The 14,038-nt window shown below is 64.4% G+C and carries 10 protein-coding genes; 2 read left to right on the forward strand and 8 right to left on the reverse strand.

The window, feature by feature from the left end:
- Positions 1-29 precede the first annotated feature (29 nt).
- Entirely contained in the window at positions 30-1,268 is a 1,239-nt protein-coding gene (metK, locus tag ACSH0F_RS04580) for a methionine adenosyltransferase (RefSeq protein ID WP_435200319.1), read from the forward strand.
- A gap of 1 nt (position 1,269) precedes the next feature.
- On the opposite strand, the gene ACSH0F_RS04585 is transcribed toward metK, so the two are convergent.
- The 5 genes from ACSH0F_RS04585 to ACSH0F_RS04605 all read right to left on the reverse strand — a co-directional run bounded on the left by ACSH0F_RS04585 (position 1,270) and on the right by ACSH0F_RS04605 (position 5,977).
- Complete coding sequence (locus ACSH0F_RS04585; RefSeq protein WP_435200321.1) at positions 1,270-2,409, reverse strand: CaiB/BaiF CoA transferase family protein; 1,140 nt, start codon at positions 2,407-2,409, stop codon at positions 1,270-1,272.
- A 36-nt stretch (positions 2,410-2,445) separates the two neighbouring features.
- Positions 2,446-3,585: an NAD(P)H-dependent flavin oxidoreductase gene (locus ACSH0F_RS04590; protein WP_435200323.1), complete on the reverse strand. Its 1,140-nt coding sequence runs from the start codon at positions 3,583-3,585 to the stop codon at positions 2,446-2,448.
- A 66-nt stretch (positions 3,586-3,651) separates the two neighbouring features.
- On the reverse strand, positions 3,652-4,308 hold the full coding sequence (locus ACSH0F_RS04595; protein WP_435200325.1) for a CoA transferase subunit B: 657 nt from the start codon (positions 4,306-4,308) through the stop codon (positions 3,652-3,654).
- A 2-nt stretch (positions 4,309-4,310) separates the two neighbouring features.
- The gene (locus ACSH0F_RS04600; protein ID WP_435200327.1) at positions 4,311-5,255 is read right to left on the reverse strand and encodes a 5'-nucleotidase, lipoprotein e(P4) family; all 945 of its coding nucleotides are present in this window, start codon (positions 5,253-5,255) and stop codon (positions 4,311-4,313) included.
- Positions 5,255-5,977 (reverse strand): CoA transferase subunit A, encoded by a 723-nt coding sequence (locus tag ACSH0F_RS04605; RefSeq protein ID WP_435200329.1) that lies wholly within the window; start codon positions 5,975-5,977, stop codon positions 5,255-5,257. Before ACSH0F_RS04605 ends, ACSH0F_RS04600 begins: the two co-directional genes overlap by 1 nt.
- A 336-nt stretch (positions 5,978-6,313) precedes the next feature.
- On the opposite strand from ACSH0F_RS04605, the gene ACSH0F_RS04610 reads away from it, so the two are divergent.
- A complete protein-coding gene (locus tag ACSH0F_RS04610) occupies positions 6,314-8,659 on the forward strand; it encodes a CDC48 family AAA ATPase (protein WP_435200331.1) in 2,346 nt (781 codons plus the stop codon).
- Here the strand turns inward: ACSH0F_RS04610 and ACSH0F_RS04615 are convergent.
- The 3 genes from ACSH0F_RS04615 to polA are packed head-to-tail and all read right to left on the reverse strand — an operon-like array spanning position 8,656 to position 13,891.
- A complete protein-coding gene (locus ACSH0F_RS04615; RefSeq protein WP_435200333.1) occupies positions 8,656-9,735 on the reverse strand; it encodes a mechanosensitive ion channel family protein in 1,080 nt (359 codons plus the stop codon). The genes ACSH0F_RS04610 and ACSH0F_RS04615 overlap by 4 nt on opposite strands.
- A gap of 47 nt (positions 9,736-9,782) precedes the next feature.
- Positions 9,783-11,060 carry a sensor histidine kinase gene (locus ACSH0F_RS04620; protein WP_435200335.1) on the reverse strand — a complete coding sequence of 426 codons (1,278 nt, stop codon included), beginning with the start codon at positions 11,058-11,060 and terminating at the stop codon, positions 9,783-9,785.
- Positions 11,057-13,891 (reverse strand): DNA polymerase I, encoded by a 2,835-nt coding sequence (gene polA, locus ACSH0F_RS04625; protein ID WP_435200337.1) that lies wholly within the window; start codon positions 13,889-13,891, stop codon positions 11,057-11,059. Before polA ends, ACSH0F_RS04620 begins: the two co-directional genes overlap by 4 nt.
- Positions 13,892-14,038 lie beyond the last annotated feature (147 nt).

The following is a 14,038-nucleotide window of genomic DNA, read 5'->3' on the forward strand; positions in this document are numbered from 1 at the left end:
GACATCTTTATATCGGGACGATCGGCTGCATGCGTAAAAGTTATCTCTTTACTTCGGAAAGCGTTTCGGAAGGCCATCCCGACAAGGTTTCCGACCAGATTTCTGACGCCATCGTCGATCTCATGCTCGGCAAGGATCCCGAAGCTCGCGTGGCCTGCGAAACGATGACGACGACCCAGCGCGTGATCCTGTCCGGCGAAATTCGCTGCGCTCCGATGTATGACAACAACAATCCCGACTGGGCCGACAATGGCGGCTGGGCTCCCGGCGCGAAGGACGAAATCGAGCAGGCGGTGCGCCAGACTGTCCGCGAGATCGGCTACGAGCAGGACGGGTTTCACTGGAAGACGCTGACGTTCGAAAACCACCTTCACGGTCAGTCTTCGGAAATTGCCCAAGGCGTCGATTCCAGCGGCAACAAGGACGAGGGTGCGGGCGACCAGGGTATCATGTTCGGCTTCGCCTGCGACGAGACGCCCGATCTCATGCCGGCGACGCTCGATTACAGCCACAAGATTCTCGAACGCCTCGCAGCCGACCGCAAGAGCGGCGCGGCACCCTTCCTTGAGCCCGATGCCAAGAGCCAGCTCTCGCTGCGCTATGAAGACGGAAAGCCCGTCGCCTGCACCGCGATCGTCGTCTCGACGCAGCACGGCAAGGGCTATCACGAGGGCGAGAAAGAGGCCGAGCTCAAGGCCTATGTCCAGAAGGTCGTCACCGAAATCCTGCCCGATGGCTGGATTTCCGGCGACACGGAATGGCACATCAATCCCACCGGCGCCTTCGAGATCGGCGGCCCCGATGGCGACGCCGGCCTGACAGGCCGCAAGATCATCGTCGATACCTATGGCGGCGCAGCCCCGCATGGCGGCGGTGCGTTCAGCGGCAAGGACCCGACCAAGGTCGACCGCTCGGCCGCCTATATCACGCGCTATCTGGCCAAGAACATCGTCGCCGCCGGCCTTGCCACGCGCTGCACAATCCAGCTCAGCTATGCGATCGGCGTGTCGAAGCCGCTATCGCTCTATGTCGATACCCACGGCACTGCTGCCGATGGCGTGTCCGACGAAGCTCTCGAGAACGCGATCCGGGGAATCGAAAAGCTCGGCGGCCTGACCCCGCGCGGCATTCGCACGCATTTGGGTCTAAACAAGCCGATCTATCGCGAAAGCGCAGCCTACGGCCACTTCGGGCGGCAGGCCGACGGCGATCGCTTCCCGTGGGAGCGCACCGACCTCGTCGAAGATCTGAAGGCAGCGCTAGGCTGAACTAGCCGTGCTGTCCCTTGCGTGGGCTCGGCGCGTCTAGGGCCAGTTCGGCCTCGGAGAAGGTGAAGGGGCTGCGCACGCCCGGGATCCCGCCGAGCTCGATCTGCATCTGCCGCGCCTGCACCTGGGGGTCGGCAAAGACCGCATCGATGGCGTTGATCGGCCCTGCCGGGATGCCGTCTTCCGCGCAATCGCTCAGCAATTCGGCGCTTTCCCACTTGGCCGTTTCCGCAGCGATGATTTCGTCGAGTTCCGTGCGATTGGCGAGCCGGGCCTCGTTGGTTGCGAAGCGCAAGTCACCCAGCAGGTCGTCCCGCCCGAGCAGGGTGAGCAGCTTGCGGAACAGTCCGTCGTTCGCGGGCGCGAGCACGACCTCGCCATCGGCGGTCGGGAAAACCCCGTAAGCGCTCACCTGCGCATGTTCATTGCCCATGCGCGGCGGGTTTTCCCCGGTGCTAAAGAAATGCGTCGCCTGGCTGGCAAGCAGGCCGACCGAACAATCGAGCAGGGCCATGTCGACATGCTGCCCGCGCCCCGTCCGCTCCCGCATCGCCAGGGCCGCCTGGATGCCGATCACCGAATAGAGGCCACAAGTCAGGTCCGAGATCGAGATTCCCATCTTCATCGGTTGGCCGTTGGGCTCTCCGGTCAGCGACATGAAGCCGCCCATCGCCTGAATGACGAAATCGTAGCCCGCCTCTTGCGCGCGCGGGCCAGTCTGGCCGAACCCGGTAATGGAGCAGTAGACCAGCCGCGGATTGGCCTTCGCCAGCTTATCGTAATCGAGCCCGAATTTGGCCAGCGCGCCGGTCTTGAAATTTTCCAGCACCACGTCGGCGCTGCCAGCCAATTCCCTGACCCGATCGAGATCGCCCTCGTCCCGGAAATCCGCGACGATGCTGCGCTTGCCGCGATTGGTCGCGTGATAATAGGCCGCTTCGCGATCGCCATTGTCACGCTCGATCCACGGCGGCCCCCATTTGCGGGTGCCATCGCCATCGGGGCTTTCTACCTTGATGACGTCCGCGCCGAGATCGGCGAGTATTTGTCCCGCCCACGGCCCTGCCAGCACGCGGGCGAGTTCGAGGACTTTCAGCCCGGCGAGCGGAGCTTTCGGATTACGCGGGGTATCGAGCCACATGGGCGTGCCGTGCGGGGCTGCGCGCGCCCGGTCAAGTCACTCCATGCCGACGCTGGCGACGAGCGAGCCGACGGCGTCGAGGAATTCCTCGCGGAAATCCTGCACCACCTGCCTGCTCGACCGCACCTGCTCGACAAGGCCGACGCCCTGGCCGACGAAATAGCTGACGAGCTCTCGGGCTTCCGCGTTGCCGGTTGCCGCCTCGCGCTCGATGCGGGCGAAGGCTGGTTCGGAGACCATCCCCATGAGCGGCATGGGCAGCGTGCCGGGGCCGTCGCTCGCGTCCCAGGCATCGTGCCACGCGGTCTTGAGCTGGCGCGCGGGCTTGCCGGTGCGGCTGCGCGAGCGGACTGTGTCGCGGCTGCGCGCGGCTACCATTTTGTCTCGGAAGGCTTCGCTGGTTTCCGCTTCCGGCGTCGCCAGCCAGACCGAGCCGGTCCACGCGCCCTGCGCGCCCGCCGCCATCATCCCGGCCATCTGCCCGCCGGTCATGATGCCGCCAGCCGCCAGCACCGGGATGTTATGGCCGGCCCGTGACAGCGCACGGACGACCTCGGGTATAAGCACCAGAGTCGAGACTTCGCCGCAATGACCACCGGCCTCGCCGCCTTGGGCTACGATAATATCGACGCCTGCCTCGGCCTGCCGGATCGCATGTTCTTTCGCGCCCACCAATGCCGCGACCGGCACGCCGCGCGCCTTGCCCTCCTCTATCATCGCGGGTGGGGCGATGCCGAGAGCGTTGGCGATCAGCTTGATCGGGTGGCGGAATGCCACCTCCATCAGCGCCAGGCCGTTCTCGGGCGTGATCCCCATCCGCTCCTTCAGGATCGGCATTTCGGCTTCCGGCGCGATGCCGTATTGGCCGAGCATCTGGTTGACGAAGCCCTGGTAGGACGGATCGATCGCCGCCGCGCGGCTCTTGTTGTCGGCCAGTTCGCGCACGCTGGCATCGACGACCTCCGGCACCAGCACATCGACGCCGTAAGGAGCGCCATCGACATGCGCGTCGATCCAGGCGAGTTCTTCCTCCAGCTGGTCGGGGCTGAACCGCGTCGCGCCGAACACGCCGAACCCGCCCGCCTTGCTGACCGCCGCCACGACATCCCGGCAATGGCTGAAAGCGAATAGCGGAAACTCCGCCCCGGTCATTTCGCACACGCGGTTCATCGGCATATCTCTCTCCTTATTTCTCGGGAGGGAGAGTGCGAGATCGGACCGGGGCTGGCAAGTCCCGTTGCGTTACGAAACGTATTCCGCCGTCGTCTTCGCCGCCACTTCGTCTGCCGTCACGCCCGGAGCGAGCTCGATCAGCTTGAAGGGGCTATCGTGATCGGGCCGCTGGAACACGGCGAGATTGGTCACGATCATGTCGACCACGTTGGTGCCGGTCAGCGGCAGGGTGCATTCGGGAATGAACTTCGGGCTGCCGTCCTTTGCAGTGTGGTCCATCACCACGATGATCTTCTTCACCCCGGCGACGAGGTCCATCGCGCCGCCCATGCCCTTGATCATCTTGCCGGGGATCATCCAGTTGGCGATGTCGCCGTTCTGGGCCACTTCCATCGCGCCGAGCACGGTGAGGTCGATATGCCCGCCGCGGATCATGGCGAAGCTTGCCGCACTGTCGAAATAGGCGCTGTGGTCGAGCTCGCTGATGGTCTGCTTGCCGGCGTTGATGAGGTCGGCGTCCTCTTCTCCCTCGTAAGGGAACGGGCCGATGCCGAGCATGCCGTTCTCGCTCTGCAGCGTGACATGCATGCCGTCGGGAATGTGGTTGGCGACCAGCGTCGGGATGCCGATGCCGAGATTGACGTAATAGCCGTCTTCCAGCTCCTGCGCGGCGCGGGCGGCCATCTGGTTGCGGTCCCAGCCGGTCTTTTCTGCGGTCTCGCTCATGCTTATTCGCTTTCGTTCATGATATTCGGTGCGGTGCTCGCGTCGGAAGGCATCCAACGCGTTTCCGGCGGGAAGACCTCGTCCAGCGAGCCTTTCTGCCATGCGCCGTACACGGGGTTGGGCATGAGGAACCAGCCATTGCCCCAGAGCTGTGCGTATTCTCCGCGCGCGACCATGGCGCGGCGGGCCTGAATCGCATCCTCGTCGGCATTGAAGACGTCGGCGAAGTCGCCGAGATTGTCGCCTGCCAGCGCGATGACGCAGAACCGCTCCGCGATGGTCGCGCGGCGGCCGTCCTTGCGCCCGCCCATGGCGTCGTCGCCGCGCAGGAAGAGGTTGTCGAGATGGACGGCAGGTCCGGCACCGACGGCCTCGATCGCGGCTGCGGTCCCGGTAGCATTCTCGCTATTGCGATTGGTGTTGAAGATTACCGTTATTCCGGCGTCGCGCAGGCGGCGCAGGCCGGTGACGGCGCCCGGCACCGGCGCGGCGATCCCGGCACCGCCATCGGCCCATTGTGCCCATTCCTCGGGCACGAAAGGCTTACCGGAATAGGCCGCCCAATACTCGTAGCCGTTGTTGAGCAGCACCGTCTCGTCGACATCGAAAACGGCGGCGAAGGGCTTCATGGTTCCGTCGGCAGCGACGCAGGACGGGGTGCCGATGCCGCCTTGCGCATCGGGCAGACCCATCGGAACCGATTGCGGGACCTTGCGCTGGCGGCTGACGGCGATCGCATAGTCGGCCAGCTGCCGCCATGTCTGGATCGACGCACCGGCCGCTTCGCCCGAGGCATAGAGCCAGCGCATGCCGTCGGGCGCTGCGCGTTCTCCTGCCGGGAGAGAGGGCGGGACATCCGCCGCGACTTGCGGCGTGACCGGGTCCGCGACCGTCGTGGCGCAGGCCGATAGCGCCAGTGCCGCGGCCGTGACGAGCAGGCTCCGCATCACGCCGTCTCCCGCTCGCGCGTGGTGACGAATTCGATCTTCTTGTCGTAGGGCGCGCCCACGATCATGCGCTGGACATAGACGCCGGGCAAATGGATGCAGTCCGGGTCGAGGCTGCCGGTCGGCACGATTTCTTCGACTTCGACGACGCAGGCCTTGCCGCAGGTCGCGGCGGGCAGGTTGAAGTTGCGCGCGGTCTTGCGGAAGACGAGATTGCCGGTCTCGTCCGCCTTCCACGCCTTGACGATGGCAAGATCGGCGAAGATGCCCCGCTCGAGGATATACTCCTCCATTTGCCCGTCCCGGTTGGCGAATTCCTTCACCTCCTTCCCCTCGGCCACCTGCGTGCCGACGCCGGTCTTGGTGTAGAAACCGGGGATGCCTGCACCGCCGGCGCGCATGCGCTCGGCCAACGTGCCTTGGGGGCAGAATTCGACTTCCAGCTCGCCGGAGAGGAATTGCCGTTCGAACTCCTTGTTCTCGCCGACATAGCTGGAGATCATCTTCTTTACCTGCTGCGTGCGCAGGAGCATTCCGATGCCTTCATTGTCGATGCCGGCATTGTTGCTGGCGAAGGTCAGGTTCTTCACACCCGAATCGCGGATCGCTTCCAACAGGCGTTCGGGGATGCCGCAGAGGCCGAAACCTCCGCTGGCGATCAGCATGTCGTCCTTCAGAAGCCCATCGAGGGCGGCGGCGGCGTCGGGATAGAGCTTGTTCATGCGCCGAGCGCTTAACCGCTTCGCGAAGCCCTGTCACCTGCATGCCGTAGGGTCGTCGATTGCGAGTAAGCTGACATTGGAGATTCGATCGAGTCACCAGTTGCAATCCGCGCAACATAGCTTGTTCTTTTCGCATTTGCACAAATCGATGCTGCAGTGCACATAGAGCGTGCCTTTTAGGCATCCTCTCCCAAGACTTTCATAGCCCGGCTGGTTTTCCAGTCGGGCTTTTTTCTGGCTGCTGCGGACCTCTCGCAGGGGCTCGTTCATTGCATCGAAGAGGTCCAGTTCCCAGCTAGGGCCGGATACGACAATGGACGAAGGGAAATTGCCCACATGGCAGATGCGGACGCCGCAGTAGCGGACAGGACGGTCAGGTTGCAGGTTGCAGCCGCGCGGAACGAGGAAAGCGGACAGGGCATCGCCCGCATGCCGCGAACCACCTTTCAGGCGCTGGGCATTACCGAAGGCGATGTCGTCGAGATCACCGGCAAGCGCACGACCGCCGCCGTCGCCATGGCGGCCTACGACGAGGACCAGAGCCTCGAGGTCATCCGTCTCGATGGCCTCCAGCGGGGTAATGCCGAGGTCGGCTCGGGCGAGCATGTGAAGGTCGCCGTGGCGGAATCGCGCCCTGCGACGCGCGTAGTATTTGCGCCCGCCCAGCGCGAGATGCGGCTGCAAGGCCCGGCCCAGGCGCTGAAGCGCAATTTTTTCCGCAAGCCGCTCGTCGCGGGCGATCTCGTCGCCACGACCGGGCAGCAGCCGGTGCAGAACATGCCGCAGGAAGTGCGCCGCATGTTCAACGCGCCTGCCTACGCGCTCACCCAGATCCGCCTCAGCGTCGTGTCGACCACGCCCAAGGGTATCGTCCATATCGACGAGAATACCGAGGTCGAGCTGCGCGCCGAATTCGAGCAGCCGCGCGATGCCCGCGCGATCATCAATTACGACGACGTCGGCGGCATGGGCGATACGATCCAGCAACTTCGCGAGATGGTCGAGCTGCCGCTGCGCTATCCCGAGCTGTTCACGCGCCTCGGCGTCGATCCGCCCAAGGGCGTGCTGCTGCACGGCCCGCCGGGGACCGGCAAGACGCGGCTGGCGCAGGCGGTCGCCAACGAGAGCGACGCCAACTTCTTCACCATCAACGGCCCCGAAATCATGGGTTCGGGCTATGGCGAAAGCGAGAAGGCGCTGCGCGAAGTGTTCGAACAGGCGAGCAAGTCCGCCCCCGCCATCGTCTTTATCGACGAGATCGATTCGATCGCTCCCAAGCGCGACCGCGTGCCGGGTGAGGCGGAAAAGCGCCTCGTAGCCCAGCTGCTCACGCTGATGGATGGGCTGGAGGCGCGATCCAATCTCGTGGTCATCGCGGCGACCAACCGCCCGGATGCCATCGACGAGGCGCTCCGCCGTCCCGGCCGCTTCGACCGCGAGATCATCATCGGCGTACCCGACGAAAAAGGTCGCCGCGAAATTCTCGGCATCCACACGCGCGGCATGCCGCTCGGCGACAAGGTGGATCTCAACGAGCTGGCCAAGGGCACTTACGGCTTCGTCGGCGCGGATATCGCCGCGCTGGCGCGTGAGGCTGCGATCGACGCGGTGCGGCGGATCATGCCCAAGATCGACCTCGACGAGCGGACCATTCCGCCCGAAGTGCTCGACGAGCTTTACGTCGGCCGCGAAGATTTCCTCTCCGCGCTGAAGCGCATCCAGCCCTCGGCCATGCGCGAGGTGATGGTGCAGGTTCCCAATGTCGGCTGGTCCGACATCGGCGGCGTCGGCGAATCGATCGAGAAGCTGAAGGAAGGTATCGAGCTTCCGATGAAGAACCCGGACGCCTTCCACCGGCTCGGCATTCGTCCGGCCAAGGGCTTCCTGCTCTATGGCCCTCCCGGCACCGGCAAGACCCTGCTGGCCAAGGCCGTCGCCAAGGAAGCGGAAGCGAACTTCATTTCGATGAAAAGCTCCGACCTGCTCAGCAAATGGTATGGCGAAAGCGAGCAGCAGATCGCCCGCATGTTCAAGCGCGCGCGGGCCGTTGCGCCCTGCGTCGTTTTCATCGACGAGATCGACAGCCTCGTGCCCGCCCGCGGGTCGGGGCAGGGCGAACCGCAGGTCACCGGCCGTGTCGTCAACACCATCCTTGCCGAAATGGACGGGCTGGAAGAGCTGCAATCGGTCGTCGTCATCGGTGCCACCAATCGGCCGACGCTGGTCGATCCGGCGTTGCTACGCCCGGGCCGCTTCGACGAGCTCGTCTATGTCGGTACGCCCGACAAGGCAGGGCGCGAGCAGATCCTCGGCATCCATACCAAGGACATGCCGCTCGCCGACGATGTCAGCCTTGCCGATGTCGCTGGCGAGACGGCGCGCTTTACCGGGGCGGACCTCGAAGATGTCGTCCGTCGCGCTGGCCTCAACGCGCTCCAGCGGGCGGGCGGGGACGTGCAGAACGTCACCGCAGCCGACTTCACCGAGGCGCTGAAGGACAGCCGTGCGACCGTCACCAGCAAGATGGAGGCGGAGTACAAGAAGATGCGCGGTGAACTGAAGAAACGCGCCGCCGACATCCAGCCCATCGGCTTCATCCACGAAGGGATGGTCGAGCCGACGCGCGACCGGAAGCATGGCGTCGAGGTCGATGCCGACGGCAGCGAAAACGCCGCAGACTAACCGCCCATGACGCGCTGGTTCGCCGCCTCGACTTCGAGCCGGTGGCGGATCAGCGCTTCGGGCTGGTTTTCCTTGAGCCAGCCGAGCATGTGCTCGCGCACGTCGCAGCGCAGCGTCCACAGATCGCCGATCGTCGCCGAACTCATTGCCAGGCGCAATTCGATGCTCTCGGGGTAAGCTTCGGTCATCTGCAAAGCGAGATTGCGCCCGTCCCATAACGGATGATCGGTTACGAACCGCTCGAATTCCTCGCGGATCGGCGTGATGTCGGCAATCGGATCGAGATGAAGCATCACCGGAGCGGTCAGCTTCTCGCTGACCCGCGACCAGTTTTCAAAACTCTGGTCGAGGAAGCGGCTGGTCGGCACGACGAGGACCCGTTCGTCCCAGGTCCGCACGGTCACGAAGCTCATGCGGATTTCCTCGACCCGGCCGGCCTGCCCGTCGACCTTGACGAGATCGCCGATCCGCAACGGCTGGGTCAGCGCCATCTGCAAGCCCGCGATCAGCGATTTGAGCGCGGGCTGTGCGGCTGCACCGACCGCGAGAGCGGCGAGACCGGCGGAGGCCAGCATGGTCGTGCCAACGTCCCGCACTCCGGGAATGTTCAGCATGATCAGCGAGATTGTGATGATGATGATCGCGACACGCAGAGTGCGCGAAAGTATCGCGATGCGCGTCATCCGCCCGCGCTGGGCAACCGGGTCTTCGCTTTCGAGCGACTGCTTTTCGTAGCCGAGCGCCGCGCCCTTTACGGCGGCAAACGCGAGCCACCCGACCAGCGCCGGAACTATGAAAGATGCGAAGATGTCCCAGCCGCGCCCGACCAGTGCATCGTTCTCGGCGGCGACGGAAATCGCGAAGCCGACCATCGCCCAGCGCAAGGGGCGACGGACGGTGTCGAAGACGATGTCGTCGACCTGGCTCGAGGATTTGCGAACTATTCGCCGAAGCAGGGCGAACACGACCCAGTGCACCAGCAGCGCAATCGCCACCGACCCACCGAGCACGATCAGATGCTCGAGAAGGGCCTCGTAGGAAATCGGCCAGTTTCGCGGGTCGAAGCGTTCAAGCATTTGGCGACCGCTTATGGCCCGCCGCGCGGGCTGACAACCCCGACCGGTCAGGCGTCGTCGAGCGGGAGGTCGATATCGACGACAAGCCCGTCGGCTCCGAACTCGCGCTCGACACTACCGCCGAACTGGCGCGCCGCGCTGTTCATCAGCATACTGCCGAAGCCGCGTCGGTCGGGCTCGCCTTCGATGGCCTTGCCCGTTTCTCGCCAGGTAATGAAGACGCGGCCGTCGCGCTCCTCCCAACTGACCCGCACCGTGCCCTTTTCGCTCCACGCGCCGTATTTGACGGCATTGGTGGTCAGTTCGTGCAGGACCAGGCCGAGCGGGGTGACGTGCTTGGCCGGCAGTAGAACTTCGTCGCCTTCGATTTCGGCAATCTGAGACGACGAACGATAGGGCGCGAGCGAGGTTTCGACGAGCTGGTAAAGCGATGCTACCGGGCGCTCCAACTCGCCTTGGCTTACTTCATGCGCGGTCAGCAGCGCGCGAATGCGCTGGGCGATGCTCTCGGTAACTTCTTTCGCTTCCGGCTTGTCGCGTGCGCTCATCTGCACGATGGCGAGGACCACGGCGAACAGGTTCTTGACCCGGTGGTTGAGTTCGCGCGCCAGGAGATCGGCCCGGTCTCGCGCTTCGCCGATGGCGGCGGCCTGGGCAGCCTGGGCTTCGGCCAGGGCAGCGCGCGACACCACCCGCATGCCGAACAGGATGGCGACGAGGATCAACAAGATCAGCCCGGCAAGCAACGGCAGCACGCGGGCCTCCAGCCGCGCGGTGTCCGCAGCCTGTTCGCCGAGGATCTGCCGTTCGATCTCGCGCATCTCGTCGAGCGAGCGGCGCAGGCGCTCCATCGCTTCCTGCCCCTCGTCGGACAGGACCGCGCGGCGAGCGTCCAGCAGTCGGCCCTCCTGCACCAGCCCGACCGTCTCTTCCATCTCGTCGAATTTCAGGCGAGCAAGCATGTCGATCTGGTCGACCAGCACTTCCTGGCGCGGGGTGATCTCGGTCCCGAGCAGACGCCGCAATTCATCGAGCGCCGGATCGATTTCCTCGCTGCCTTCCTCGTAGGAAGATCGGTATCGCCGATCGAGCGTGATGATATAGCCGCGCTGTCCGGTTTCGGCCCGCAATGCGGCGCGGTCGATCTCTTCCAGAACCCGCACCACGGAGGCAGTCTGCGTCGCCTGCTCGCGTTGGCGGCGCTCCGCCTCCAAGGTCTGGTATACGAGGTAGATTAGCCCGACCATCGCCCCGAAGAGGACCAGGAGAATGATCGCATTCGGCCAGCGCCGCGTGCGCTTGAGGGTCTTGGCAAGCTGTCTCAATGCGCCGCGCCCCAGCTCTTGCCAGTGCCGATCTCGACGCCCAGCGGCACGGTGAGCTCGACCGCAGGCTGCGCAGCCTCGGCCATCACGCGCTCGATCACCGGCCTGGCCTGCTCGACATCGCTCTCGGGCAGTTCGAAGACGAGTTCGTCATGCACCTGCAGCAGCATGCGGACATGGCCGAGCCCCGCCTCTTCCAGCGCGGGCATCATGCGGGCCATTGCGCGCTTGATGATATCGGCGCTGGTGCCCTGGATCGGCGCATTGATCGCGGCACGTTCGCTGCCCTGCCGCTCGTTCGGGTTCTTGGAATTGATCCGCGGAAACCACGTCTTGCGGCCGAACAGCGTCTCCGAATAGCCGCACTCGCGCACCCGCTCGGTGGTTTCGAGGATGTAGCGCTGGATGCCGGGAAAGCGCTGGAAATAGGTGTCGATCATGTCCTGCGCCTCGTCCGCCTCCACGCCCAGACGGCCTGCGAGGCCCCAGCGAGAGATGCCGTAAAGGATGGCGAAGTTGATCGTCTTGGCCCGGCCGCGCGTGTCGCGATTGACCTCGCCGAACATCTCCTTCGCCGTGCGCGAGTGGATGTCCTCGCCCTCCTCGAAAGCTTCCTTGAGGCTCGGCACGTCCGCCATGTGGGCAGCGAGGCGCAGCTCGATCTGCGAATAGTCGGCGGCAAGCAGCACGTTGCCTTCTTCGGCCACGAAGGCTTCGCGAATCTGGCGGCCGATCTCGGTGCGGATCGGGATGTTCTGCAGGTTCGGATCGGTGGAGGAGAGCCGCCCGGTCTGCGCGCCCACCAGGCTGTAGCTGGTATGCACGCGGCTTGTATCAGGGTTGATCGCTTCCTGCAGCGCGTCGGTATAGGTCGATTTGAGCTTCGCCAGCTGGCGCCATTCGAGCACCTTGTCGGCGATCTCCGCCCCTTCGCCGGACAGGCGCTCAAGCACGCTCTGGTCGGTCGAATACTGCCCGCTCTTGCCCTTCTTGCCGCCCTTGTAGCCGAGCGTATCGAACAGCACCTCGCCGAGCTGCTTGGGGCTGCCGACGGTGAATTCGGTCCCGGCGATCTCGTGGATTTCGCCTTCGAGCCGGCCGATTTCCTTGGCGAATTCCTCCGACAGCCTGGCCAGCCGCGCACGGTCGACCTTGATGCCATAGCGCTCCATCTGCGCGACGACCGGGACCAGCGGGCGATCGACCCGCTCGTAAACCCGCGTACCTCCTTCGGTCGCCAGCCGCGGTTTGAGCATGGTGTGCAACCGCCAGGTCACGTCGGCATCCTCGGCGGCATATTCGGTCGCCTTGTCGAGCGGGACTTCGCCGAAGGGGATCGCCTTCTTGCCCGTGCCGCACAGCTCCTTGAAGGTCAGGCATTTGTGGCCGAGGTGCCGTTCGGCCAACTCGTCCATCCCGTGCCCGCCGCCGATCCCGTCGAGCGCGCGCCCGGCGTCGAGATCGAAGCTGATGATCATGGTATCGTCGATCGGATGGACCGCCACGTCGTTGCGAGCGAGGACATTGAGGTCGTATTTGCCATTGTGGAAGACCTTGAGCACGGCGTCGTCGGAGAGCAACGGGCGTAGGGCATCCAGCGCTGCCGATACCTCGATCTGCTCCGGCCTGTCGGCGAACATGTCGCTTCCGCCGTGCCGCAGCGGGATATAGCAGGCATCGTTCGGACCAAGCGCGAGGCTGATGCCGACGAGATCGCATTGCATGCAGTCGAGCGAGCTGGTTTCCGTGTCCACCGCCACCAGCCGCGCGGCCTTGGCGCGCGCGATCCAGTGCTCCAGCCGCTCCATCGTCTGCACGCATTCGTAGGCGGACCGGTCGACATCCGGCATGTCCGGCAGCGGCTGGCGATTGCCGTCGCTGCTCGCTTCCGCCCCTTTCGTGTCCTGTTTAGCCGGATTGAGATTGTTGGCGCGCGTCGGGCTGCCGGTGCCTGCTTCGAGGCGCTTCAGAAGGCTGGTGAAGCCATGCTTTTCGAGGAAAGCGGCCAGAGGTTCGCTCGGTACGCCATCCAGCTTCATGTCGTCGAGCGCGACAGGCAGTTCGCAATCTTCCTTCAGCGTCACGAGCACCCGGCTGAGTTGCGCATCCGCGCGATGCTCGATCAGCCGCTCCTTCAGCTTGGACTTCTTCATGCCTTCGGCGGAATCGAGTGCAGCCGTGAGGTCGCCATGTTCCGCGATCAGCTTGCTCGCGGTTTTCGGTCCGACGCCGAAGATGCCGGGAATGTTGTCGACCGAATCGCCCATCAGCGCGAGGACATCGCCCACCTTTTCGGGGGGCACGCCGAATTTCTCCTCGACCTCCTCGATATAGATGCGCGCGCTCTTCATCGTGTCGAGCATGTCGATTTTGGCGCCGTCTTTCTCGCCGACGAGCTGCATCAGATCCTTGTCGGAACTGACGATCGTTACATTCCAGCCCTGCTCCTGCGCGGCGCGGGCGTAGGAGGCGATCATGTCGTCCGCCTCGACATCCGGTTCCTCGATGCAGGGCAGGCTGAAGGCGCGGGTGGCATCGCGGATCAGCGGGAATTGCGGGACGAGGTCCTCCGGTGGATCGGGGCGATTGGCCTTGTACTGGTCGTAAATCTCGTTGCGAAAGGAATAACTCGATTTATCGAGGACCACCGCCAGATGCGTCGGGCCGTCGGCCTTGTCGAGATCCTCGGCCAGCTTCCACAACATTGTCGTGTAGCCGTATACAGCGCCGACCGGAGTGCCTTCCGGGTCGGTGAGCGGCGGCAGCCGATGGTAGGCTCGAAATATGTAGGCGGAGCCATCGACGAGATAGAGGTGCGGTTGAGCGGCCATCGGGGCGACTTAGCAGCGTGACTGCGGCATGGGGAGAAATTTCACGCCTACCAAAATATGGCAGAAATCCGGCATTTTCGAAAAAATAAGGCAGAAAAAAGGCGAAATTGGTCGCTAATCGCTTGCGCTGCCACATTGTCGCCCTTA

Origin of the sequence: Qipengyuania sp. 902 (assembly GCF_051195295.1) — a bacterium.
Taxonomy (GTDB): domain Bacteria; phylum Pseudomonadota; class Alphaproteobacteria; order Sphingomonadales; family Sphingomonadaceae; genus Qipengyuania.